The 24355-nt window shown below is 70.4% G+C and carries 16 protein-coding genes, 1 pseudogene and 1 riboswitch; of the genes and pseudogenes, 14 read left to right on the forward strand and 3 right to left on the reverse strand.

The genetic code is table 11. The features are described from left to right. Positions 1 to 464: 464 nt before the first annotated feature. The 6 genes from ACGF2V_RS04200 to ACGF2V_RS04225 all read left to right on the forward strand — a co-directional run bounded on the left by ACGF2V_RS04200 (position 465) and on the right by ACGF2V_RS04225 (position 8495). Positions 465 to 1787, forward strand: coding sequence for a DUF4192 domain-containing protein (locus tag ACGF2V_RS04200; RefSeq protein WP_362708756.1), 1323 nt, complete (start codon positions 465 to 467; stop codon positions 1785 to 1787). Positions 1788 to 1973: 186 nt separating this feature from the next. Continuing rightward, entirely contained in the window at positions 1974 to 2735 is a 762-nt protein-coding gene (locus tag ACGF2V_RS04205) for an NUDIX domain-containing protein (protein ID WP_362617947.1), read from the forward strand. A 111-nt stretch (positions 2736 to 2846) separates the two neighbouring features. Continuing rightward, the gene (locus ACGF2V_RS04210; RefSeq protein WP_362708759.1) at positions 2847 to 4607 is read left to right on the forward strand and encodes an ABC transporter ATP-binding protein; all 1761 of its coding nucleotides are present in this window, start codon (positions 2847 to 2849) and stop codon (positions 4605 to 4607) included. 158 nt (positions 4608 to 4765) lie between these two features. Continuing rightward, on the forward strand, positions 4766 to 5653 hold the full coding sequence (locus ACGF2V_RS04215; RefSeq protein ID WP_362708761.1) for a FadR/GntR family transcriptional regulator: 888 nt from the start codon (positions 4766 to 4768) through the stop codon (positions 5651 to 5653). A gap of 323 nt (positions 5654 to 5976) precedes the next feature. After that, positions 5977 to 7524: an RNA polymerase sigma factor gene (locus ACGF2V_RS04220; protein WP_362617940.1), complete on the forward strand. Its 1548-nt coding sequence runs from the start codon at positions 5977 to 5979 to the stop codon at positions 7522 to 7524. Positions 7525 to 7664: 140 nt separating this feature from the next. Next, complete coding sequence (locus ACGF2V_RS04225) at positions 7665 to 8495, forward strand: serine protease (RefSeq protein WP_362617939.1); 831 nt, start codon at positions 7665 to 7667, stop codon at positions 8493 to 8495. A gap of 100 nt (positions 8496 to 8595) precedes the next feature. Here ACGF2V_RS04225 and ACGF2V_RS04230 read toward each other — a convergent pair whose 3' ends face one another. Next, positions 8596 to 8829: a hypothetical protein gene (locus ACGF2V_RS04230; protein ID WP_362617936.1), complete on the reverse strand. Its 234-nt coding sequence runs from the start codon at positions 8827 to 8829 to the stop codon at positions 8596 to 8598. Positions 8830 to 9267: 438 nt separating this feature from the next. On the opposite strand from ACGF2V_RS04230, the gene ACGF2V_RS04235 reads away from it, so the two are divergent. The 4 genes and pseudogenes from ACGF2V_RS04235 to ACGF2V_RS04250 all read left to right on the forward strand — a co-directional run bounded on the left by ACGF2V_RS04235 (position 9268) and on the right by ACGF2V_RS04250 (position 14096). Further along, entirely contained in the window at positions 9268 to 11388 is a 2121-nt protein-coding gene (locus ACGF2V_RS04235) for a DNA topoisomerase IV subunit B (protein WP_362617933.1), read from the forward strand. 358 nt (positions 11389 to 11746) lie between these two features. After that, positions 11747 to 11932, forward strand: a pseudogene (locus ACGF2V_RS04240) (response regulator transcription factor); the annotation flags it as partial. A gap of 131 nt (positions 11933 to 12063) precedes the next feature. After that, the gene (locus ACGF2V_RS04245; RefSeq protein WP_362618048.1) at positions 12064 to 12507 is read left to right on the forward strand and encodes a DUF485 domain-containing protein; all 444 of its coding nucleotides are present in this window, start codon (positions 12064 to 12066) and stop codon (positions 12505 to 12507) included. Continuing rightward, positions 12504 to 14096 carry a cation acetate symporter gene (locus ACGF2V_RS04250; protein ID WP_362617930.1) on the forward strand — a complete coding sequence of 531 codons (1593 nt, stop codon included), beginning with the start codon at positions 12504 to 12506 and terminating at the stop codon, positions 14094 to 14096. The genes ACGF2V_RS04245 and ACGF2V_RS04250 overlap by 4 nt, the downstream gene beginning before the upstream one ends. Positions 14097 to 14183: 87 nt before the next feature. Here ACGF2V_RS04250 and ACGF2V_RS04255 read toward each other — a convergent pair whose 3' ends face one another. Further along, positions 14184 to 15533, reverse strand: coding sequence for a citrate synthase (locus ACGF2V_RS04255; protein ID WP_362708764.1), 1350 nt, complete (start codon positions 15531 to 15533; stop codon positions 14184 to 14186). Between the two features lie 108 nt (positions 15534 to 15641). On the opposite strand from ACGF2V_RS04255, the gene ACGF2V_RS04260 reads away from it, so the two are divergent. Together ACGF2V_RS04260 and ACGF2V_RS04265 are read left to right on the forward strand one after the other, a co-directional pair. Beyond that, entirely contained in the window at positions 15642 to 16799 is a 1158-nt protein-coding gene (locus tag ACGF2V_RS04260; protein WP_362617925.1) for a citrate synthase/methylcitrate synthase, read from the forward strand. A 21-nt stretch (positions 16800 to 16820) separates the two neighbouring features. Then, positions 16821 to 17999 (forward strand): GTP-binding protein, encoded by a 1179-nt coding sequence (locus ACGF2V_RS04265; protein ID WP_362708767.1) that lies wholly within the window; start codon positions 16821 to 16823, stop codon positions 17997 to 17999. 37 nt (positions 18000 to 18036) lie between these two features. Here ACGF2V_RS04265 and ACGF2V_RS04270 read toward each other — a convergent pair whose 3' ends face one another. Continuing rightward, positions 18037 to 20487 carry a DNA topoisomerase IV subunit A gene (locus tag ACGF2V_RS04270; protein WP_362708771.1) on the reverse strand — a complete coding sequence of 817 codons (2451 nt, stop codon included), beginning with the start codon at positions 20485 to 20487 and terminating at the stop codon, positions 18037 to 18039. A 282-nt stretch (positions 20488 to 20769) separates the two neighbouring features. Here ACGF2V_RS04270 and ACGF2V_RS04275 point away from each other — a divergent pair, with 282 nt between their 5' ends. Then, positions 20770 to 22152: a pitrilysin family protein gene (locus ACGF2V_RS04275; protein ID WP_362708774.1), complete on the forward strand. Its 1383-nt coding sequence runs from the start codon at positions 20770 to 20772 to the stop codon at positions 22150 to 22152. Positions 22153 to 22178: 26 nt separating this feature from the next. Beyond that, a complete protein-coding gene (locus ACGF2V_RS04280; RefSeq protein ID WP_362618046.1) occupies positions 22179 to 23561 on the forward strand; it encodes a pitrilysin family protein in 1383 nt (460 codons plus the stop codon). A gap of 614 nt (positions 23562 to 24175) precedes the next feature. Further along, positions 24176 to 24344: riboswitch (cyclic di-AMP (ydaO/yuaA leader) on the forward strand. Positions 24345 to 24355: the final 11 nt, after the last annotated feature.

The raw sequence follows: 24355 nt of genomic DNA on the forward strand, positions 1-24355 counted from the left end.
TGCGGTCAGGGATGAGCTCGACCGCTTCGCGACATCGTTCAGGAGCTATCAGCGCGCCCGGAAGCAGGGCGAGTTGGTCGTGACATCGAAAGACCGGCAGGAAGTCTCCCTGCGGCTGGCGGACTCCAGTCACCACGCTTCTTTCGGCCGGGCCCTTCACGCCCGCGCGACGAACTCCGGGCGTGGGCAGCGACCTGGGCAGAGGCTGGTACTTGGTCATGCGTCAGTGGGCAACGGAGGTGGGTGGCCCTCGCTCTGTCGCGTGCGGTGCCGGAGGTGCCACCGACCGGACGGGTGAAGCACGGGATCGGCCGAAGCCCTGAGTTCGGGGCTCTTTGCGGTCTGCGTGGTCATCCCTCCATGCAACCCGACGGCTACGACAAACCGCGAGTGCCCTCTGATGCCTGTGGATAAAGTTATCCACAGGGGTCGCGGGAATCGGCCGTTCGCGGGACGGTCATGCCATGAACCAGCACCACGAATCCACCGGCCCGCACGACGAACAGCAGATCACCTTGCGAGGGCCTGCCGAGCTCGCCGACGCCCTCCCGTACCTGATGGGGTTTCATCCGAGCGACAGCGTGGTCATGGTCGCCTTGCACGGCGGTCGCGGCCGCTTCGGCGGGCGGCTGCGGCTCGGTATCCCCCGGGTGTCCCGCGAATGGCCGTCCGTCGCCGAGCAACTCGCCGAATGCCTGATCAAGGGGAGTGAGCGACGCGGGGGACGGCCCGACGCGATCGTCGTCTTCCTCTGCCAGGATCCGGCCGAGGGCGAGAGCGGCGATCAGGTCATGGAGCGTCTGCGCCCCCTTGCCCAGAACCTGCGCACGGCCTGCGGTGCGCTCGATGTGCCCGTGCTCGAAGCGCTCTGCATTTCCGACGGCCGGTACTGGTCGTACTGCTGCCCGGACGACCGCTGCTGTCCGGTCGAGGGGAACCGGATGGCCATGCCCGGTACCTCGGTGATGGCAGCCGCCGCGGCGTACGCGGGCATTCAAGTGCGCGGCACGCTACGGGAGATGGAGGCGCGGCTCGCACCGCTGAACGCTTCGGCGGCGGTTGCCGAGCAGCAACGCGCGCTCGACTCGGCCGGTGCCGAGCTGTTCCCGAAGATCCTCGACGGGGCGGGACGCGAGAACGTGGGCCGGGACACCCTCGATCTCGTCCGGCGGCTCATGAAGCGCCTCGAACAGGCACCGGCGACACCCTCCGCGTCGGACACCGACGACGACCGGCTGATCACGCATGACGAGGCCGCCGCAGTGATCCTCGGCCTACAGGACCGGGAAACGCGTGACAGGGCCGCGGAGTGGATGGAAGGGCCCGAAGCCGCTTCCGCGCTGCGGCTCTGGCGCGCGCTCGCACGGCGCTGCGTCACCCCGTACGAGGAGCATGCCGCTGCCCCGCTGACGCTGGCCGGCTGGGTCTCCTGGTCCACCGGTGACGAACCCGGCGCGCGGGTCGCCCTGGGCCTCGCCCTGCGGGCGGACCCGCACTACACCTTCGCCCAACTCCTCCACGAGGCGTGCAACCAGGGGCTGGACCCGGAAACGCTGCGCCGCTGCCTCCGCGGTGAGCGCGGCGCCCGGACGGCCGGGCGGGACCGGGCCGCGGAGCCGGCCGGGCGTCCCCGCGCGGAGCGCCGCACACGGCACCGGACGGTTCGTCCGGCCACCGCTCGGCGGAGGAAGCCGACACGGGGACCCGCCTGCCCGGGGCCGACGTCCTCCCGCCGCCGTTCGGGGCAGACACCTCCGAACCGTCGCGGCTCCAGGAGCGGTCGATGACGAAGCCGCCCCATGGCTCCGCAAGGGCGGGCCGAGGAACGGCTGCGGTGCGCGCCCGCAATCCGGCCCGTACGGGACGACGGGGGACCAGGCGACGGACGCAACGAGCGGCGCGACAGCGCCAGTCGGGCCCGGGAACACGGCGAAGGGAGTGTTTATCGTCAGGAAGACGACTATGATCGCGGCATGCCGCCCTACGACCCGTCGACCTTCCCGCCCTTCGCAGTCACCGTCGACCTGGTTGTGCTCACGGTGCGCCGCCACGCGCTGTGCGCACTGGTCGTACGCCGGGGTGAACCGCCGTTCCAGGGCAGATGGGCGCTGCCCGGCGGCTTCGTCAGAGCCGACGAGGACCTCGGTGCCGCCGCGGCACGCGAACTGACCGAGGAGACCGGACTGTGCGCCCAGGACCCGGCGGGCCCGGCGGTCGGCGCTGCGCACTTGGAGCAACTGGCCACCTACGGCGCCCCCGGCCGCGATCCCAGGATGAGGGTCGTCAGCGTCGCCCACCTGGCGCTGGCCCCGGACCTGCCTGCGCCCCGGGCAGGCGGTGACGCGAACTACGCCCGCTGGGCGCCGGTCGAGGACCTGCTCGGACCCGGGAGCGGGGACGGCCGCAAGGACGAGAGCCGGGCCGCGCTCGCCTTCGATCACGCGCAGATCCTCGCCGACGGCGTCGAACGCGCGCGTTCCAAGATCGAGTACTCCTCCCTGGCCACCGCCTTCTGCCCGCCGGAGTTCACGGTCGGTGAGCTGCGACGGGTGTACGAGGCGGTGTGGGGCGTGGTTCTGGACCCCCGGAACTTCCACCGCAAGGTGACGGGCACCCCCGGCTTCCTGGTGCCCGCCGGAGGAACGACCACCCGGCAGGGCGGCCGACCGGCCCAGCTCTTCCGGGCCGGTGCGGCGACGGTACTCAACCCGCCGATGCTGAGGCCGGAGGTCTGACCCCGCGGAACACCCGGGGGGCGACGCTGCGCAAAAAGTCGGATACATCGCGTTATCGTGCTGCGGTACTCGCCCTGCCGCCGAGCGGTCTCATCCTCCGCGAGAGAAGCGATGTTCCAGGCCATCGGACTCACCAGCGCATCCCGACGCGGCCGTCCGGCCGTTGTGGACGATCTCACCTTCGAAGCCCGACCCGGTCACGTCACCGCACTTCTGGGTGCGCCCGGATCGGGCAAGACCGCGGCCCTCCGCCTGATGCTCGAACTCGACCCGGGGCGGGGGGTCGCGTATTTCCGGGGCAGGCCGCTGCACCGGATTCCTCGCCCCGCGCATGAGGTGGGGGTGCTCCTCGGTGACGTGCCGGTGCATCCCGCCCGTACGGTCCGGGGCCACCTCCGCATGCTCTGCGCCGCCGTGGGCGTACCCGCCTCCAGGGCCGACGAGGTGCTGGAACTCGTCGATCTCACCGGACTCCGGGACCAGCGCGTCGGCGACCTGTCGCTCGGCATGGACCGCGTGCTCGCACTCGCGTCGGCCCTGCTGGGAGACCCGCACACGCTCGTCCTCGACGATCCCGCCGAAGGACTCTCGCCGCAGGAGGCGGGCTGGGTGCACCGATTGATGCGGGACCGGGCGACTCGCGGCGGAACCGTTCTGTGCACCATGACCGATCCCAGGGATGCCCTGCGCACCGCCGACCGTGTGGTCACCATCGACGCGGGACGGCTCGTCGCCGACCAGAGCGCGGGCGACTTCTCCCGGGACCGCCTCCGCCCCCGGGTCGCGGTGCGCAGTCCGCACGCCGCCCGCCTCGCCGCTGTCGTCGGTCGTGAGGCCCGGGCGGCGAAACGCCCCGTCGAGGTGGTCGCCGGCACCGGCGGTCGGCTCTCCGTGTACGGGGCCACCTGTGCCGAGATCGGCGACACGGCCTTCCGGCACGGGCTCCCGGTGCACGGACTCGCCGACGAGGTCCCCGACGTCGGCCCCACGCACACCGCCGCCCCGCCGGCCCTCTCCGCCGGGGCCGTGGAAGCCGGACCATGCCCGGCCCCACGGGCGAACGGCGCGAGACCCACGCCGCCGATCAGGCGCCGGCCGCCCCGCGGCCCCCTCCAGCCGCTCCGCTACGAACTGCGCCGTCTCCTCGGCACCGGAACGACAACACTGGTCATGGCGGCCGTCCTCGCCGTCTCGCTCGGAATTTCCGGAATCCTCGCACTCTCCGGGCACACCCCGCTGCCCAGGATGCTGGCGGCCTGGCCGTCGCCACTGCCGCTGCCGCCCGCGGCGATCGGGGCCGGACTGCTCGGCGCACTCTCGTCCGGTGACGAACTCCGCCACCCCACCCTCGCGGCGGGATACGGTGCCGCCCCACGCCGCATCGGGCTGCTCCTCGCCAAGCTGGTGGTGTCGGCAGCAGTCGCTCTGGCGCTGGCCGCGGCTGTCGTGCTGACCTCTGCAGGTACCTACTACCTCGCACATGGTGGTGATTTGACGGAAATCGTCCCTCATTCTCCGGCTCTGGGCGCGAGTTGGGCGGGGCTGACGGTCGGCTGTGCCTGGGCGGGCCTGCTGGGTGCCGGAGTATTCAGGGCGACGACGGCCGGTGTCGTCGCCGTGCTCGCCGTACCCGTCCTCGGTGTTCCGCTGGTCCGGGCGGTGCCGACGGGGCCCGGCTCCCGCCAGGCCGCAGGGCTGCCCGGCAGGCTTAGTGAACTGCTGTGGCCGCACTGGCCGCACGAGGTGGAGCGGTGGCTGACGGCTGTCGTGCGCGTGGTGGGGCAACCGGTGGGGGTCGCCTTGTCGCTGTCGCTGTCGATCCTGGTCTGCGCCTACGTGCTCACCGGCCTTCGCGGCCGGGTTCGTTGGTGATCGAAGGTGGCGGCAAGTCGTTTCCGGATCACAAGTCCCTTGAGAATGCCTGATTTGAGGGGATAAGGCGTCAATTGGCGGGCGGGTGACGATCACCCTTTCGTGTGCTTTTCACCAAAGACCTCAAGGGGTGGAGGACCGGCGCCGACAAAGGATGCGTGAGTACCCTTGCGCACACCATGATGACCGCCGCCCGCTCCGCCGATTCCGGTCTCGCCGGCCCGGGTGAACTCGACCGCTACTCGTATGCGGAGGCGCCGGCCGGCGAGCGTGCCGCTCTGCGTTCCTGGGAGGGGTCCGATGCCGAGCTCGGCCGGGCCGGCCGACGGGGCTCGGCCAGCCGGGGGCGCGGCCTGCACGGCCAACTCGTTCAGCAGCTGGGTCAGATGATCGTCTCCGGCGACCTCGGCGCCGACCGCCCCCTCGTGCCGGAGGAGATCGGTCAGCGCTTCGAGGTCTCCCGCACCGTCGTCCGTGAATCACTGCGCGTCCTCGAGGCGAAGGGCCTGGTCAGCGCCCGGCCCAACGTGGGCACCCGGGTCCGCCCCGTCAGTGACTGGAATCTGCTCGACCCCGACATCATCGAATGGCGCGCCTTCGGCCCGCAGCGCGAGGACCAGCGGCGCGAGCTGGCTGAGCTCCGATGGACCATCGAGCCGCTCGCGGCCCGTCTCGCGGCGGGCCATGGCCGCGAGGACATCCAGCAGCGCCTCGGCGACATGGTCGAGATCATGGGGCACGCGCTCGGGCAGGGCGACGTGATCACCGGATCCCGGGCCGACGCGGAGTTCCACTCCCTGCTCATCCAGGCCGCGGGCAACCGCATGCTGGAGCACCTGTCCGGAATCGTCGCGGCGGCCCTGCAGGTCTCGGGCGGCCCCGCCACGGGCTGTGACCGACCCACGGAGGCGTCCCTCGCCCACCACGCCAGGATCGTCGACGCCCTCGCGTCGGGGGACGCGTCGGGCGCCGAGGCGGCCATGCGTCAACTGCTCGTCGTCCACCCCGAGGTGGAACGGGTGGTGCCCGCGCCCCGCGAGCACTGAACACAGCACGGTCAGGTGTGTGAACCGCGTGTCGCCGGACCCTTGCGGTCCGGCGACACGATTGTGGCGGGATGGCATTCTTGATCACGTTCGTCGCAAATGAGGTGTGACTCGGGCCACGCGGATTGGGCGTAACACTCCTCGAAGCAGCGCGATGACCTAAGAGGTGACCGCCACGGAAGGAATACAGCAGCCGTTCAGTGCGCTGTGCAGTTCTGAGGCCAAACCCGCGCCGTCGGTACATTCCCAGCCCGGCGGTCGTCGGCTCCGGTCCTCTCCAGGGCCGGGCCGGAAGCCGTTTCCATCGTTCCGAGAGGTTGTTCGTGTCGGCCAGCACATCCCGTACGCTCCCGCCGGAGATCGCCGAGTCCGAGTCTGTGATGGCGCTCATCGAGCGGGGAAAGGCTGATGGGCAGATCGCCGGCGATGACGTGCGTCGGGCCTTCGAAGCTGACCAGATTCCGCCAACCCAGTGGAAGAATGTTCTGCGCAGCCTCAATCAGATCCTCGAGGAAGAGGGTGTGACGCTGATGGTCAGTGCCGCGGAGCCGTCCAAGCGTGCCCGCAAGAGCGTCGCAGCGAAGAGCCCGGTCAAGCGCACCGCCACCAAGACCGTCGCGGCCAAGACGACCGTGACCAGGACCGTCGCGGCCTCTGCCGCCCCGTCGGCAGAGGCCGCGGGCGCGGTGGCCGGCGACGCCGCCGCGGCCGGACCTGCGAAGAAGGCGGCAGCCAAGAAGACGGCAGCCAAGAAGACCGCCGCGAAGAAGACGGCGGCGAAGAAGACAGCGACGAAGAAGGCCGGGAAGCAGGACGACGACCTCCTCGACGGCGACGATCTGGTCGAGGAAGTCAAGGTCGGCAAGGGCGAGGACGAGGAGGGCGAGGGCGAGAACAAGGGCTTCGTCCTCTCCGACGAGGACGAGGACGACGCGCCCGCGCAGCAGGTCGCCGTCGCCGGAGCCACCGCCGACCCGGTCAAGGACTACCTGAAGCAGATCGGGAAGGTCCCCCTCCTCAATGCCGAACAGGAGGTCGAGCTCGCCAAGCGCATCGAGGCCGGTCTGTTCGCGGAGGACAAGCTGGCGAACTCGGACAAGCTCGCGCCCAAGCTCAAGCGCGAGCTGGAGATCATCGCCGAGGACGGCCGCCGGGCCAAGAACCACCTGCTGGAGGCCAACCTCCGTCTCGTGGTGTCGCTGGCCAAGCGCTACACCGGCCGCGGCATGCTCTTCCTGGACCTGATCCAGGAGGGCAACCTCGGTCTGATCCGCGCGGTCGAGAAGTTCGACTACACCAAGGGTTACAAGTTCTCCACGTATGCCACCTGGTGGATCCGTCAGGCGATCACCCGCGCCATGGCCGACCAGGCCCGCACCATCCGCATCCCGGTGCACATGGTCGAGGTCATCAACAAGCTCGCCCGTGTGCAGCGCCAGATGCTCCAGGACCTCGGCCGTGAGCCCACGCCGGAGGAGCTGGCCAAGGAACTCGACATGACGCCCGAGAAGGTCATCGAGGTCCAGAAGTACGGCCGTGAGCCGATCTCCCTCCACACCCCGCTGGGCGAGGACGGAGACAGCGAGTTCGGTGATCTGATCGAGGACTCCGAGGCGGTCGTCCCGGCCGACGCGGTCAGCTTCACGCTCCTCCAGGAGCAGCTGCACTCGGTGCTCGACACGCTCTCCGAGCGTGAGGCGGGCGTCGTCTCGATGCGTTTCGGACTCACCGACGGTCAGCCGAAGACGCTGGACGAGATCGGCAAGGTCTACGGCGTGACGCGTGAGCGCATCCGTCAGATCGAGTCGAAGACCATGTCGAAGCTGCGCCACCCGTCGCGTTCGCAGGTGCTGCGCGACTACCTCGACTAGGCCGCGGAGCTCGTCGGAGTTCTCGGACCGAGGGCCCGGATCCCATGGGGAGTCGGGCCCTCGGCGTATCTGGGGGTGCGGCCGGGGTCGGCTGCGACGACTCTGGGTAGGAGGTGTTCACCACAGAGTCAGGAGCGCGCATGTCCCGTACCGTCTTCCGTGTCATGTCCGGGGCGCTCGCCCTGGTTGCCGTGACGGCCGCGTTGCCGTTCGGATCCTCCACCCCGGCCGTCGCGGACAGCATCGTCATCGGTGGTCAGCCCGCGCACGTCAAGGACAGCCCCTGGGTCGTGGCCCTGTCCAGCCGGGAGCGATTCGGGCAGACGCGTGCCGGTCAGTTCTGTGCAGGCGTCGTCGTGGCGCCGAGGAAAGTGCTGACCGCCGCGCACTGCCTTGGCCGGGCGGCGCTCGGTGTCGACGTTGGCCGGATGCGTGACTTCAAGGTGATCGCGGGCCGGGACGGCCTCCGCGGAACCGATGGGCGGGAGATCCCCGTGCAGGCGGCGTGGAGCAACCCGAGGTTCGATCCCTCGACGAACGCCGGGGACCTGGCGGTGCTCACCCTGGCCGACCCGGTCCCCGCGAAGGACGTGATCCCCATGGCCGAATCCGGCGACGCGGCGTACGAACCGGGTACGAGCGCGGTGGTCTACGGATGGGGTGACACCACGGGCAACGGCGACTACGCCTCGTCACTCCGCGCCGCGAAACTGAGTGTGCTGCCGGACACCGCGTGCGAACGGGCCTACCCCGGGGGCGAAAACGGCACGTACGACGCCTCGGCGATGCTCTGCGCGGGCGAACCGGATGGTGGGTACGACGCCTGCCAGGGAGACAGCGGAGGGCCACTGGTGGCCCGAGGGCGGCTCATCGGGCTGGTGTCCTGGGGAGACGGCTGCGGCCGGGCGGGCAGACCCGGTGTGTACACCCGCATCTCCGCCGCCATCGGCTGGATGCCGGAGGGTGTCTGAACGACATCGGACCGTGATGACGAGAGCGGGCGGCTTCCTCATGGGAAGCCGCCCGTCGCCAGGTCGCGACCTGGCCCTGGCTCGTCGTGGATGCGAGGTGTCAGTGCCGTTCCTCTTCGACGTCGTGTCCCTGCACGGCCGTCAGCCTGTCCGTCTCATCCTGTATCTCCGCGGCGATCTTCTTGAGCTCCGGCTCGAACTTGCGACCGTGGTGGGCGCAGAAGAGCAGCTCACCGCCGCTGATCAGGACGACGCGCAGATATGCCTGGGCGCCGCAGCGGTCACAGCGATCTGCTGCGGTCAGCGGGCTCGCGGGGGTCAGAACAGTAGTCACGTCGCCTCTTCTCTAGCTCGACGAGCTGTCGTACCAGGGTCAACATCCAACCAGGCCGAAAACGTTCCCGCTCGTGGCTTTTCTTTGAAACTTCTTCTCAAGATGGCTGTCTGTTGCCGGTTGGCGGCGAATGTGCCGTATTGCGTAGCGCTACGGTTTCGCGTTGCTTGTCTCGGTGGTTCGGTCCTCCCGGCCGGCTTGCCGGTTTGTTCATGAGGACGTGCCCGGAGCCTAAATGGTTCATGCCTGGAAGGGAACGTGATGTGCGCGTCACTCCTCCGAGGGATCGAACGTGCATGCGAAGCTGGACTAGTGTGAGGGGTGCTCGAAGGGTGGCGTGACGACCGCTCCACCGGGCCTCGGTACCCTCTCAGCGGCGACCGAAGCCGAACCCCTGCCCACTGGGCCCCAAAAGAAATTCAGCGAGGAGCGAACCGCGTGACCGCCGATACGTCCGTGCCGTCCACTGCGCTGCTGACCGGAGCAGACCGAGACGGTTCCAACTACACCGCGCGGCATCTCCTCGTACTCGAAGGGCTCGAAGCCGTTCGCAAGCGACCCGGCATGTACATCGGGTCCACGGACAGCCGCGGTCTCATGCACTGCCTCTGGGAGATCATCGACAACTCCGTCGACGAGGCCCTGGGCGGCTACTGCGACCGCATCGAGGTCATCCTCCACGACGACAACTCGGTGGAGGTCAGGGACAACGGCCGGGGGATCCCGGTCGACGTCGAGCCCAAGACGGGCCTGTCCGGCGTCGAGGTCGTGATGACGAAGCTGCACGCCGGCGGAAAGTTCGGCGGCGGTTCGTACGCCGCGTCGGGCGGACTGCACGGCGTGGGCGCCTCCGTGGTCAACGCCCTCTCCGCCCGGCTCGACGTCGAGGTCGACCGCAACAGCGCGACCCACTCGATCAGCTTCCGGCGGGGAGTCCCGGGGATCTTCACCGAACAAGGTCCCGACAGCCCGTTCGATCCGGCCAACGGCCTGATCAAGGGCAAGCGGGTGCCGAAGACCCGTACCGGCACGAGGGTGCGCTACTGGGCGGACCGGCAGATCTTCCTCAAGGACGCCAAGCTCGGCCTGGAGACGCTTCACCAGAGGGCGCGGCAGACGGCCTTCCTCGTCCCCGGCCTCACCATCGTCGTACGCGACGAGCGCGGTCTCGACGGCGAGGGGAAGTCGGAGGAGACCTTCCACTTCGACGGCGGAATCAGCGAATTCTGCGAGTACCTGGCCCAGGACAAGGCGGTCTGCGATGTGCTGCGCCTGTCCGGGCAGGGCACGTTCAAGGAGACCGTGCCGGTCCTGGACGAGCGCGGGCACATGACGGCGACCGAGGTCACCCGTGAACTCGGAGTCGACATCGCCCTGCGCTGGGGCACCGGATACGACACCAACATCAAGTCCTTCGTCAACATCATCGCCACCCCCAAGGGCGGCACGCACGTCACCGGGTTCGAACGCTCCGTGACCAAGACCCTCAACGAGGCGCTGCGGTCCGCGAAGCTGCTCCGTGTGGCCGAGGACGACATCGTCAAGGACGACGCGTTGGAGGGCCTCACCGCGGTCGTGACCGTGCGGCTGGCGGAGCCGCAGTTCGAGGGGCAGACCAAGGAGGTGCTCGGAACCTCGGCGGCCAACCGGATCGTCGCCAACGTCGTGGCCAAGGAGCTCAAGGCGTTCCTGACCTCGACGAAGCGCGATGCCAAGGCGCAGGCCAGGGCGGTCCTGGACAAGGCCGTGGCGGCCGCGCGCACCCGTATCGCCGCGCGCCAGCACAAGGACGCCCAGCGCCGGAAGACGGCACTGGAGACCTCCTCGCTGCCGGCGAAGCTCGCCGATTGCCGCAGCGACGACGTCGACCGCAGCGAGCTCTTCATCGTCGAGGGCGACTCCGCCCTCGGCACGGCCAAGCTCGCCCGGAACAGCGAGTTCCAGGCGCTGCTGCCGATCCGGGGCAAGATCCTCAACGTGCAGAAGGCGTCCGTCTCGGACATGCTGAAGAACGCCGAGTGCGGCGCGATCATCCAGGTCATAGGAGCCGGGTCCGGACGCACCTTCGACATCGACGCGGCCCGCTACGGGAAGATCGTCCTGCTGGTGGACGCCGACGTCGACGGCGCGCATATCCGCATCCTGCTGCTGACACTGTTCCAGCGCTACATGCGGCCCATGGTCGAGGCGGGCCGGGTCTTCGCCGCCGTGCCCCCGCTGCACCGGATCGAGCTCGTCCAGGCCAAGAAGGGCCAGGACAAGTACATCTACACGTACTCCGACAACGAACTGCGCCAGCGGTTGCTGGAACTGCAGCGGAAGAAGATCCGGTACAAGGACTCGATCCAGCGCTACAAGGGACTGGGCGAGATGGACGCCGACCAGTTGGCGGAGACCACGATGGATCCCCGCCACCGCACGCTGCGGCGGATCAACATCGGCGACCTGGAAGCGGCCGAGAAGGTCTTCGATCTGCTGATGGGGAACGAGGTGGCACCGCGCAAGGAGTTCATCACCAGCTCGGCCGCCACGCTCGACCGCTCGCGCATCGACGCCTGAGCGGTGCCGTCTCCGCCCGGAGCGTCCACCTGTCTCCACCCGTGGGTGGAGACAGCGCCTCCACCCTTGATCAACCCCTGGGCCGATCCTCCGTCCCGGTCGGTTCCGTAGCGTCGAAGGCGTCCGATCTTCCCGCTTCACGCAGGCAGCCATGCCGGGGTTCGTCGATGTCCTGGTGACCATCGCCGTCGTCGCTGTCGTCGTCCGTCAGTTCTCGGCGCAGCGGATCTCCGAGGGCGGGCGCTGGTGGGTCCTGCCGGGCGTCCTCCTCGTCATGTCGCCGCGGGAGCCGGGGACGGTCGATCCGCGTCACTCGGCGCTGTCCGTGGCGTTCCTGTGCGCGGAACCGATGGTGACGCTGGTCCTGATCGCCGACGGACTGTCCAACCCGGAGATCGCGCGCAGACTGCACATCTCGCAGGCCACGGTGAAGAGCCACATCAACAATCTCTTCGCCAAGGCCGGGGTACGTGACCATGCACAGGCCGTTCGCTACGCCTATGTTCGGGGCCTTGCGCAGCCATCCGGTCCGGTTTTCACCTGATGGGGTGAACGCCGGCGAATGAATCGTCCGAGGTCTTCCCAATCCGCCCATTCTTGGGTACGCGGCCGAAGTGGTCAGTGGACAAGGGGAGTTGTTCGGTGGAGAAGGAAGCAGGGCGCGACGCCGCAGCGGTGCGGCTCGTCGACCCGTGGTACGACACGCTTGCCTCCGGATGGGGCGAGTTGGACGGGGCGGGGAATTTCGTACCCGCGGGGCCGGCCGGTCCCGCGGCCCCGCAGCGCGGCCACAGCGCGGCCGAGATCTATCTGGAGGTGCAGCGCAGCGGAGCTTTCCAGGAGGTGCGCCGCCGGTACAGGCGCTTCGTCCTTCCCGCGACGATCGCCTTCCTCACCTGGTACCTCGCCTATGTCGTGGTCGCGGTCACCGAGCCCGGGCTGATGTCGCGTCCGGTGGCCGGATCGGTCAATGTCGCGATGGTCGCGGGTCTCGGGCAGTTCCTCACGACGTTCCTCCTCACCTGGGCCTACGCGCGGCACGCGCGGCTGCGCAGGGACCGGGCCGCGCTCGAACTGCGCTGGGAGACGCAGGAGATGACACGGGAGGCGGGACGTTGAGCGGGAATCACCAGACGCTGGCGCTCGTGCTCTTCAGCGCCTTCATCGCGGTGACGCTCGCCATCACCACCTGGGTGAGCCGCAACCGGCACGGCTCGGCCGAGGAGTTCTACGCGGGCGGTCGGCTGTTCTCTCCGATGGAGAACGGTTTCGCCATCGCGGGCGACTACATGTCGGCGGCCTCCTTTCTCGGTATCTCCGGCCTGATCGCCCTCTACGGCTACGACGGCATGCTCTACTCGGTGGGGTTCTTCGTCGCCTGGCTCGTGGTTCTGCTGCTGATCGCCGAACTGGTCCGAAACTGCGGCCGGTTCACACTGGCCGACGTGGTGGCGGCGCGCATGGCGCAGCGCCCGGTACGGATCGCCGCGGGCACGTCGTCCGTCACCGTCTCCGTGCTCTATCTGGTGGCGCAGATGGTCGGCGCGGGCAGCCTCGTCGCCCTGCTCCTCGGCGGTACGGGCGGCGCCGCACGGTCCTGGACCGTCGTCGGTGTCGGGGCGCTCATGGTGATCTACGTGTCGTTCGGCGGAATGCGGGCCACCACCTGGATCCAGATCGTCAAGGCCGTTCTGCTGATGGCGGGAGCGGTCGTGCTCACCGTGCTCGTCCTGGTCCGCTTCCACGGCGACGTCGACGCGCTGCTCGACTCCGCCGCCCGGCGGAGCGGCCACGGAAGCCGGTTCCTCGCGCCCGGCCTGCTGTACGGCGGGACCTGGACGGCGCGCATCGACTTCATCAGCCTGGGCCTGGCCCTGGTGCTCGGTACGGCAGGACTGCCGCACATCCTGTCGCGGTTCTACACCGTGCCCACCGCCCGCGCGGCCCGGAGGTCGGTCGTCTGGTCGATCGGGCTCATCGGCAGCTTCTACCTGATGACCATCGCGCTCGGGTTCGGTGCCGCGGCGTTGGTCGGCTCGGCCGACGTACGGGTGTCGAACGCCGCGGGGAACACGGCGGTTCCGTTGCTGGCCCTGGTTCTCGGCGGCGGCGAGGGGGCCACCGGGGGGACGATCCTGTTCGCCGTGGTGGCGGCCGTCGCCTTCGCGACCATCCTCGCCGTCGTCGCGGGGATCACCCTCGCCTCCTCCGCCTCCGTCGCGCACGACCTCTACGCCTCACTCAGGAGTCCCGGTTCCCAGCGGTACAGCGAGGTCACCGTGGCCCGGGTCGCCGCGGCCGGGATCGGGGTGGCAGCCATCGGGCTCGGTCTGGTCGCGCAGAACCTGAATGTGGCGTTCCTGGTCGGGCTGGCCTTCGCCGTAGCCGCCTCGGCCAACCTTCCGGCGTTGCTCTACTCCCTGTTCTGGCGGCGTTTCACCACGAGGGGAGCGGTCTGGTCGATCTACGGAGGACTGATTCCCGCGGTGCTCCTCGTGGTGTTCTCCCCGGTCGTCTCCGGCAGCCCGGCCTCGTTCTTCCCCGGGCTCGACTTCCAGTTCTTCCCCTTGGAGAACCCCGGTCTGGTCTCCATCCCGCTGGGTTTCCTGGCCGGTTGGGCCGGAACGGTGACCTCTGCCGAGCCGGCCGATGCAGCCAAGCACGCGGAGACCGAGGTTCGCGCGCTCACCGGCGCCGGAGCGGTGTAGCCGCCGACCACATCGCGGGACCGGGCAGCCTTGCGCGGTACGTGGAGGGCCTCGTCCGTCGTACGAGCCGGTGAGCCCCACGGTCGTTCAACCGGTCAGCCGTTCAACCGGTCGGTCTTCGGCGGAAGGGAGCGGCTGTGGCGGACGCGGGCCGCCGTACTGGCCGCAGGGCCGTATGCGCAACGGCCGTTCCTCGTACTCCTCCAGCGCGTGCGCGATCCAGCCTGCCGTCCGGGACACCGCGAACACCGTCTCGCCCGCCTCCGCGGCCATGCCGGAGCAGACCGAGAGCACGGCCAGCGCGAGGTCGACGTTGGCGTGCAGGGGCGCGTGGCGGGCGGCCGTGGCAACCACGTCGCGCGCGGCGGCGAGCGCGGACGCCGCCTGAGGAACGTCCGCGAGGAGGGCGAACAGGGTCCTCGCCCGCGGGTCCTCGGAGGCGTAGAGCCGGTGCCCGAGTCCCGGCACGCCGCGTCCGGTACGCAGCTGGTCCGCGACCACCGGAACGGCGCTGCCCCGCTCCAGGACCTCGGTCAGCATCCGGTGCGCCAGACCGCTCGCCGCCCCGTGCAGCGGGCCCTCCAGTACCCCGAGGCCCGCGGAGACCACCGCGTACGGATGGGCGTGGGCGGACGCGGCCACTCTGGCGGCCAGCGTCGAAGCCGCGAGATCGTGATCGATCAGCAGGGCGAGCGCGGTGTCCAGCACGGCGACCGACGGCCCGTCCACCGGGCGCGCGGTGAGCTTCGGCCACAGCAGCCGGGCGAGGGCGACCTCCTTGGCCGGCGCCCGCTCCTCGTCGACGGAGGCCCGTTCCCCGTCGTCAGCCGTCGAAGAAGCGGCTGACACCGCGGGCAGCGCGCGGACCAGCGTCGGGATCAGGCTCCGCGCCCCGGCGATCACCGCCTCGCGCGAGAGGTCGAAGCGGAGCGGATCGGCCGTCGCCGCGGCGACCACGGCCACGCGCAACCGGTCCGTCGAACCGCTGTGGGCGGGCAGCGCGTCGACCGCCCGGCGTGCCGCCGCCAGCGCCTCGGCAGGCGCCGCGAAGCGGATCCCCGGCCGCAGGACACCGGTCCAGAGCCACTCGGCGACCTCCTCGTAGGCGTACCGCAGGGCCAGTTCCGTGGCGTCGACGCCACGGAAGTAGTAGCGGTCGCTCTCGATCAGCGTGATGCCGGTACGGAACACCAGGTCACCGGTGCCGGCGGCGGAGGGCTCACGGCGGCCCGAGCGCCGGGCCAGCGCGTCCACCTCCGCGGCGTCGAACGTGCTGCCGCGCCCGCCGGGGGCCCGTCTGCTGCTCAGCTGCCCCCGGCTGACGTAGGCGTACACGGTCTCGGGCTTCACCCCGAGACGGTCGGCCGTCTCCTTCGTGCTGAGCCGCCGCGGTGCCGTCGCGTCCGGAGCGTCTTCCGGAACTGCCTGATCCTTCATGCCGTCAACCGTATCTACATTGATGTAATCAACATTGACAGGATTGAAGTCAATCATGAATGGTCGAATCAATATCGATGGCTCACCGGAACGTTCACGGAGGAAACGATGCAGATCACGACTGGCGGCGGCCTCGACGTACCCCGCGGCCTCGCGGGCGTCGTCGTCACGGACACGGCTCTCGGCGATGTCCGGGGCGGCGAGGGCTTCTACCACTACCGGCAGTACTCGGCGACCGAGCTGGCGCGGACCCGGAGCTTCGAGGACGTCTGGTACCTGATGTTCGAGGGCGAACTGCCCGATGCCGCGGCCCGGGACGGCTTCACCGCCCGGACCGCCGTCCTGCGACGCCTGCCCGCGCAGGTGCGCGAGGCCCTGCCCGCGATAGCCCGGGCAGGAGCCGTCTCGGGCCCGCTGGCCGGTCTGCGCACCGCCCTGTCGCTCCTCGGCGCCGCGGCGCACTTCCGGCCGGTGTACGACCTCGACGCCGGCCGGCGCCGCGACGACGCCCTGGCCGCCTGCGCCGCCGTTCCCACCGTGCTCACCGCCCTGCACCGGCTCGGTCGGGGCCTGGAGCCGGTCGAGCCCCGCGACGACCTGCCGTACGCGGCCAACTACCTGTACATGCTCGACGGTTCCGTGCCGGACGCTCGACGCGTCAGGGCCGTGGAGCAGTACCTGATCTCCACGATCGACCACGGCTTCAACGCCTCCACCTTCACGGGCCGGGTCGTCGCCTCCACCGGCGCCGATGTCGCCGCCTGCCTGGTGGCGGCCGTCGGCGCCCTCTCAGGTCCGCTGCACGGAGGGGCGCCCAGTCGCGCCCTGGACACCCTGGACGCCATCGGGACCCCGGACCGCATCGACGGCTGGATCCGTGAACGGGTGCTCGCGGGGGAGCGGATCATGGGCTTCGGCCACCCCGTCTACCGCACCGAGGACCCCCGTTCCCGCATGCTCCGGGACATCGCCCGGAGCTTCGGCGGCCCGCTCGTCGATCTCGCCGTCGAGGTGGAGCGGCAGGTCGAGGCGATCCTCGCCGAACTCAAGCCGGGCCGCGAGCTCCACACCAACGTGGAGTTCTACGCCGGGGTCGTGATGGAGCTGTGCGGGCTGCCGCGCGAGATGTTCACCCCGACGTTCTGTGCGGCGCGGGTGATCGGCTGGAGCGCCAATATCCTGGAGCAGGCGGAGGACACGAAGATCATCCGCCCGGCGGCCCGTTACGTCGGCACACCGCCGTCGCAGTCGGTCCCGGCGCCCTGAAGATCCGGAGGAAGGTCCCCGTTGAACCCGCCGCCCCCACCCCGCGCGCAGCAGATTCCGGTCGTCGTCCTCGCGGGGTTCCTGGGGTCGGGCAAGACGACACTGCTCAACCACCTCCTCCGCAACCGTGCGGGCAACCGGATCGGCGTGATCGTCAACGACTTCGGTTCGATCGAGATCGACGCCATGACGGTCTCGGGGCAGGTCGGCTCGACGGTCTCGCTCGGCAACGGCTGCCTGTGCTGCGCGGTCGACGCGAGCGAGCTCGACTCCTTCCTGGAGACGCTGACCCGGCCCTCGACCCGTCTCGACGTGATCGTCATCGAGGCCAGCGGACTGGCGGAGCCGCAGGAACTCGTCCGCATGCTCCTGGCCAGTGACAATCCGCACGTCATGTACGGCGGGCTGGTGGAGGTCGTGGACGCGGCGGAGTTCCATGCCACCCGGCGCCGCCATCCGGAGATCGACCGCCATCTCGCCGTCGCCGACCTCGTCGTCCTGAACAAGACCGACCGGGTCGGCGACGACGAACTGGCCCGCGTCCGCGAGGCCGTCGCCACGGCCGGCGCACCGGGCACCGGCGGATCGGCGGGCGACGGCGCGGGCGCCGTCATCTGCGCCACGTACGGGCGCATCGATCCCGAGCTGCTCTTCGACCCGTCGCTGCGGCCGGACGGCGAGGAGAAGGCACGCCAGCTCACCTTCGAGGACCTGCTGCTGGCCGAGCGGGGCGAGAAGGAGGCCGCGGCCGGGCACGAGCATCATCTGCACGCCGCGTACGAGAGCGTGTCCTTCACCGCGGACGTGCCCATGGACCCGCGCAGGCTGATGGACTTCCTCGACTCCCGGCCGCAGGGGCTTTACCGGATCAAGGGATTCGTCGACTTCGGAGCGGGCGACCGCGCCAACAAGTACGTCCTGCACGCGGTCGGCCGGTTTCTGCGATTCGAGCCGCAGCCGTGGGCGCGCGACGAACCGCGCCTCACCCGGCTGGTGCTGATCGGCTCGGGCATCGAACCGGAAGCCCTGCACAAGGAGCTGACCGACTGCCGCGAGACCGACAGGCCGACCCCGGGCACGCTGATGCCCGACGCAGCCCCGGTTCCCGACGCGCCGGCCCCGGAGACGGCGCAGGACGCCGCACACGAGCGAAGCATGTGGGGCGTCCTGCGGTACGTGCGCCGGCCCGACGAGCAGTAGGTCCTGATCGTCGGACCGGCGCCAGCCGTGCGGCGGGCTACACCGGTCCCGCCATCGACGCGACCGGCGCGGCCAGCGGCGCACCCGAACCGTCGCGCCGCGGGTCGGGCGCCGGAAGTCCGGCGGGCGCGCCGTTCTTCTGCGCGGCCCTCGCGGGCGCGGCACCCGCCCAGGCGAAGACCAGGGCGTCCTCCCCCTTGAGGAACCGCTGACAGCGCACCCCGCCGGTGGCCCGGCCCTTGCGCGGGTACTGGTCGAACGGGGTGAGCTTGCACGTCAGCAGCGAGTCGTCCAGCATGCCCTGGGAACCCGCCACCGTGAACACCACCGCGTCCGACGCAGGATCCACGGCCGTGAACGAGATCACCGACGCGCCCGCCGCGAGCTTGACCCCCGCCATGCCACCGGCGGGCCTGCCCTGAGGCCGCACCTGCGCCGCCGGGTAGCGCAGCAACTGCGCGTCGGACGTGATGAAGACCAGGTCCTCCTCGCCCGTGCGCAGTTCGGCCGCGCCGACGATCCGGTCACCGTCCTTGAGGGCGATGACCTCCAGCTCGTCCTTGTTGGCCGGGTAGTCCGGCACCACCCTCTTGACGACGCCCTGCAGCGTGCCGAGCGCCAGACCGGGCGACGCCTCGTCCAGCGTGGTCAGGCAGACGACCTCCTCGTCGCTCTCCAGCGTGAGGAACTCCGAGATCATCGCCCCGCCCGACAGATTGGGCGCCGCGTGCGTGTCCGGAAGCTGTGGCAGATCGATGACCGCGAGCCGCAGCAGCCGTCCCGCCGACGTCACCACCCCGATGTCGCCCCGGGCGGTCGAGGGCACCGCGGACACGATCACGTCGTGCTTGGCGCGCTTGGCGTCCTCGGCGAAGACGATCGGATCGTCGCCGGCGGTACGCGCCAGCAGACCGGTCGACGACAACAGCACTCGGCACGGGTCGTCCGCGACCTCCAGCGGCACCGAGGCGACCTGCGTACCGGCCGACTCCAGCAGCACCGTGCGCCGCTCGGTGCCGAACTTCTTGGCGACCGCGGCCAGCTCCGACGAGACGAGCTTGCGCAGCGCGGCGTCCGACTCGAGGATCGTGGTCAGCTCGTCGATCTCCTTGTTGAGCCGGTCCCGCTCGCTCTCCAGCTCGATCCGGTCGAACTTGGTCAGCCGGCGCAGCGGGGTGTCCAGGATGTACTGCGTCTGGATCTCGCTCAGTGAGAAGCGCTCGATGAGCCGCTCCTTGGCCTGCGCCGAATTGTCGCTGGACCGGATGAGCCGGATGACCTCGTCGATGTCGAGCAGCGCGACGAGCAGCCCCTCGACCAGGTGGAGACGGTCGCGGCGCTTGCCGCGCCGGAACTCGCTGCGCCGACGCACCACGTCGAAACGGTGGTCGAGGTAGACCTCCAGCAGCTCCTTGAGGCCGAGCGTGAGCGGCTGCCCGTCGACCAGCGCCACGTTGTTGATCCCGAAGGAGTCCTCCATCGGGGTCAGCTTGTAGAGCTGCTCCAGCACCGCCTCGGGCACGAAGCCGTTCTTCACCTCGATGACCAGGCGCAGACCGTGCTCGCGGTCGGTCAGGTCCTTCACGTCCGCGATGCCCTGGAGCTTCTTCGCCGAGACCAGGTCCTTGATCTTGGCGATCACCTTCTCCGGGCCGACCGCGAAGGGCAGTTCGGTGACGACGAGGCCCTTGCGGCGCGGCGTCACGTTCTCCACGGACACCGTCGCACGGATCTTGAACGTCCCGCGCCCGCCGGCGTACGCGTCCTTGATGCCGCCCAGGCCCACGATCCGGCCGCCGGTCGGCAGGTCGGGACCGGGGATGAACCGCATCAGGGTCTCCAGGTCCGCGCCCGGATGCTTGATCAGGTGGCGGGCGGCGGCGACGACCTCGCCCAGGTTGTGCGGAGGCATGTTGGTCGCCATGCCGACCGCGATCCCGGACGCCCCGTTGACCAGGAGGTTCGGGTACGCGGCCGGGAGAACGGAGGGCTCCTGCTCCTGGCCGTCGTAGTTCGCCTGGAAGGCGACGGTGTCCTCGTCGATCGACTCCGTCATCAACGACGTGGCGTCGGCCATCCGGCACTCGGTGTACCGCATGGCGGCCGGCGGGTCGTCGTTGCCGAGCGAACCGAAGTTGCCGTGGCCGTCGACCAGGGGCAGACGCATGGAGAACGGCTGCGCCAGCCGGACCAGCGCGTCGTAGATCGACGCGTCGCCGTGCGGGTGCAGCTTGCCCATGACCTCGCCGACGACCCGCGCGCACTTCACGAAGCCGCGGTCGGGGCGCAGGCCCATCTCGTTCATCTGGTACACGATGCGGCGGTGCACCGGCTTCAGACCGTCACGGGCGTCGGGCAGGGCCCGTGAGTAGATCACCGAGTACGCGTACTCGAGGAAGGAGCCCTGCATTTCGTCGACGACGTCGATGTCGAGGATGTTCTCCTCGAAGTCGTCCGGCGGCGGGGTCTTCGTGCTGCGGCGGGCCATCGCTGCTGCGACTCCTTCACGGATTTTGTTCGGGCAACCTCAGGTTCTGACGCGGACCATTGTGGACCTCCGCACGGACAACGCCGACCTCGCCCCATCCCAACCGGCCTCCCCGCGGCCGCCAGGAAGGGCCCCGAAGCGGCGGCGGGGGCGCGTGCGCCGGGTGGTGCGCCCCTCTTTCACACGAACTTCCGCGGTACGGGAACTTCGCCAGGTGTCGGTGCGCTTGCTTACAGTGGCAGGTCTCGCAGGAAATCCAGTATCGCGATCGAAGGGACGTACATGCCCATGGGTCACACGGCCACAGCCCAGGCCGGTTCCGGCGGCTTGACAGCGACCGAGCACCGCCTGGCCAACGGCCTGCGCGTGGTGCTCTCCGAGGACCATCTGACCCCGGTCGCCGCGGTCTGCCTCTGGTACGACGTCGGATCGCGCCACGAGGTCGAGGGACGCACCGGTCTGGCTCACCTCTTCGAGCACCTGATGTTCCAGGGCTCCGGCCAGGTGAAGGGGAACGGACACTTCGAGCTGGTGCAGGGCGCCGGCGGTTCGCTCAACGGGACCACCAGCTTCGAGCGCACCAACTACTTCGAAACGATGCCCGCGCACCAGCTGGAGCTGGCCCTCTGGCTGGAGGCGGACCGCATGGGTTCGCTCCTCGCCGCGCTCGACGAGGAGTCGATGGAGAACCAGCGCGACGTCGTCAAGAACGAGCGCCGCCAGCGCTACGACAACGTCCCCTACGGCACGGCGTTCGAGCGGCTGACGGCGCACGCCTACCCCGAGGGGCACCCGTACCACCACACCCCGATCGGCTCGATGGCGGACCTGGACGCCGCGACGCTGGAGGACGCGCGCACGTTCTTCCGTACGTACTACGCGCCGAACAACGCGGTGCTGTCGGTCGTCGGCGACATCGACCCCGAGCAGACGCTCGCCTGGATCGAGAAGTACTTCGGCTCCATCCCCTCCCACGACGGAAAGCGGCCCCCGCGCGACGGCACGCTGCCCGACGTCATGGGCGAGCAGCTGCGCGAAGAGGTGCGCGAGGAGGTCCCGGCGCGGGCACTGATGGCCGCCTACCGGCTCCCGCACGACGGCACCCGCGAGTGCGACGCGGCGGACCTCGCGCTGACCGTGCTGGGCGGCGGGGAGTCGTCGCGGCTGCACAACCGCCTGGTCCGCCGCGACCGTACGGCCGTGGCGGCCGGATTCGGGCTGTTGCGGCTGGCGGGCGCCCCGTCGCTCGGCTGGCTGGACGTCAAGACCTCCGGCGGGGTCGAGGTGCCGCGGATCGAGGCGGCGGTCGACGAGGAGCTGGCCCGGTTCGCCGCCGAGGGCCCGACTCCAGAGGAAATGGAGCGCGCGCAGGCACAGTTGGAGCGCGAGTGGCTGGACCGGCTCGGTACGGTCGCGGGCCGCGCCGACGAACTCTGCCGGTTCGCCGTGCTGTTCGGCGACCCCCAGCTCGCCCTGACCGCCGTGCATCGGGTTCTCGACGTGACGGCGGAGGAGGTCCAGGCGGTCGCCCAGGCCCGGTTGCGTCCCGACAACAGGGCGGTACTGGTCTACGAACCGGTCGAACCGGCCGATTCCGCGGACGCCGCGGAGACGGACGGGAAGAACGCCGACGACACCGACGCGCACGAAGGAGCGGACCAGTGACCGACGCCGCCGCGACTGGAGTTTCGATGCAGTTCCACCCCCAGCCGGCCCCCGGCGTCGCCCGCCCGTGGGCCTTCCCCGCCCCGGAGCGCGGTTCGCTGCCCAACGGCCTCACGGTGTTGCGCTGCCACCGCCCCGGCCAGCAGGTGGTGGCGGTCGAGATCATCCTCGACGCCCCGCTGGACGCCGAGCCGGAGGGCCTGGACGGCGTGGCCACGATCATGGCGCGGGCCCTGTCCGAGGGCACCGACAAGCACACCGCCGAGGAGTTCGCCGCCGAGCTGGAGCGCTGTGGCGCCACGCTCGACGCGCACGCCGACCACCCCGGCGTGCGGGTCTCCCTGGAGGTCCCGGCCTCCCGGCTGACCAAGGCGCTCGGACTGGTCGCCGAGGCACTGCGGGCTCCCGCCTTCGCCGACAGCGAGATCGAACGGCTGGTGCGCAACCGGCTCGACGAGATCCCGCACGAGCAGGCCAACCCGGCGCGCCGCGCCGCCAAGCAGCTCTCCAAGGAGCTCTTTCCGGCCACGTCGCGGATGTCCCGGCCGCGTCAGGGCACCGAGGAGACGGTGGAGCGGATCGACGCGCAGGCGGTGCGCGCCTTCTTCGAGGCCCATGTCCGCCCGTCCGCGGCGACTGCCGTGGTCGTCGGCGACCTCACCGGGATCGACCTGGAGGCCCTGCTCGCCGACACGCTCGGCGACTGGTCGGGAGACACCGTCGAGCCGCGCCCCGCTCCGCCGATCACCGCCGACGACACCGGCCGCGTGGTCATCGTGGACCGCCCGGGCGCGGTGCAGACGCAGCTGCTGATCGGCCGGATCGGACCGGACCGGCACGACAGCGTGTGGCCTGCCCAGGTGCTCGGCACGTACTGCCTGGGCGGCACGCTCACCTCCCGGCTGGACCGGGTGCTGCGCGAGGAGAAGGGCTACACCTACGGTGTCCGCGCCTTCGCCCAGGTGCTGCGGTCGTCGGCCCCGGACTCGGCCACGGGCGCGACCGGTGCCGCCATGCTCGCGATCAGCGGATCGGTGGACACCGAGTCGACCGGACCGGCGCTGGAGGACCTGTGGACGGTCCTGCGGACGCTGGCGGCCGAGGGGCTCACCGACGAGGAGCGCGAGACCGCGGTGCAGAACCTCGTGGGTGTCGCGCCGCTGAAGTTCGAGACGGCGGCCTCCGTCGCGGGCACGCTCGCCGACCAGGTCGAGCAGCACCTCCCGGACGACTTCCAGGCCCACCTGTACACCCGGCTCGCCTCGACCGGCACGGTCGAGGCGACCGCGGCCGTGGTCAGCGCCTTCCCGGGCGACCGGCTGGTGACGATCCTCGTCGGCGACGCGTCCCGGATCGAGGAGCCGGTCCGGGCCCTGGGCATCGGCGAGGTGTCGGTGGTCGCCGGCTGAGCGGTACGCCGTCCCGGCCCCGGCCCGACCGCCCGGGCCGGGGCCGGGTGAGGGCGTGCGCGGGCACCCGCAACGGCGCACGAGGCCGCTCACCAGCCGTGAAGGTGACGACGCACCGGCCGACGGCCACCTGCGTTTCCCGTCCCGACCTCGGGTTCCCGGACTCCGACCGGTGTTCCGGGCCCCGACGCCCCGGGCCCGTCGGCCGGTCGGGCCCCGACGCCCGGGCCCGGACGTCCCGGCCCCGGCGTCCGGGCTTCGGCGCCCCGGGCCTGTCGGCCGACGCCGGGCGTCCGGCGCCCCGCTCCCGTACCGGGGCAGGTCCCCAAAGGACAGCCAGCGGATCCTGCCGGGGCCGCACGGAACGGGCCGACGCCGAACGGGAACGGCCTGACCGGGGCCGTCGGCCCCGGCGGCCGGGCGCGCGGGCGAGGAAGACCCCTGTGAGCGATGTCTCGCCGGGGTCTTCCCTTCGTGTCCGTCCCGGCGGCGAGGTTGCCCGTACGTCCTGTGGCATGCGCTACAAAACGGCTTGTCCGTTTGGTGAAGGAATGTGCTCGCGCTTAGCGTCGACCGGGCTGTCCGCCACTCGTATGTCGCGACCGCGACGCACCGGACAGCCATCGCCGAGTCCCGTCGGGCGTGAGCCCTGGGGAGCCGGGGACCCGAAGCAGTCCCTGGGGTGAATCGGAAGCCCGAGCCTCGGTGAGGCCGGGGCGCCCGTAGGAGACCTTCCTGCTCCGAACCCGTCAGCTAACCCGGTAGGCGAGAGGGAAGGAAAGGATCAGCCACTT

It is taken from the genome of Streptomyces sp. NPDC047982 (assembly GCF_043204165.1).
Taxonomy (GTDB): Bacteria; Actinomycetota; Actinomycetes; order Streptomycetales; family Streptomycetaceae; genus Streptomyces.

Bases quoted from the DNA above. Each gene is read 5' to 3' on its own strand.
- ACGF2V_RS04225 (WP_362617939.1), top strand. From the start codon at position 7,665: ATGTCCCGTACCGTCTTCCGTGTCATGTCCGGGGCGCTCGCCCTGGTT.
- ACGF2V_RS04205 (WP_362617947.1), top strand. From the start codon at position 1,974: ATGCCGCCCTACGACCCGTCGACCTTCCCGCCCTTCGCAGTCACCGTC.
- ACGF2V_RS04200 (WP_362708756.1), top strand. From the start codon at position 465: ATGAACCAGCACCACGAATCCACCGGCCCGCACGACGAACAGCAGATC.
- ACGF2V_RS04270 (WP_362708771.1), bottom strand. From the start codon at position 20,487: ATGGCCCGCCGCAGCACGAAGACCCCGCCGCCGGACGACTTCGAGGAG.
- ACGF2V_RS04260 (WP_362617925.1), top strand. From the start codon at position 15,642: ATGCAGATCACGACTGGCGGCGGCCTCGACGTACCCCGCGGCCTCGCG.
- ACGF2V_RS04255 (WP_362708764.1), bottom strand. From the start codon at position 15,533: ATGAAGGATCAGGCAGTTCCGGAAGACGCTCCGGACGCGACGGCACCG.
- ACGF2V_RS04280 (WP_362618046.1), top strand. From the start codon at position 22,179: ATGCAGTTCCACCCCCAGCCGGCCCCCGGCGTCGCCCGCCCGTGGGCC.
- ACGF2V_RS04275 (WP_362708774.1), top strand. From the start codon at position 20,770: ATGCCCATGGGTCACACGGCCACAGCCCAGGCCGGTTCCGGCGGCTTG.
- ACGF2V_RS04210 (WP_362708759.1), top strand. From the start codon at position 2,847: ATGTTCCAGGCCATCGGACTCACCAGCGCATCCCGACGCGGCCGTCCG.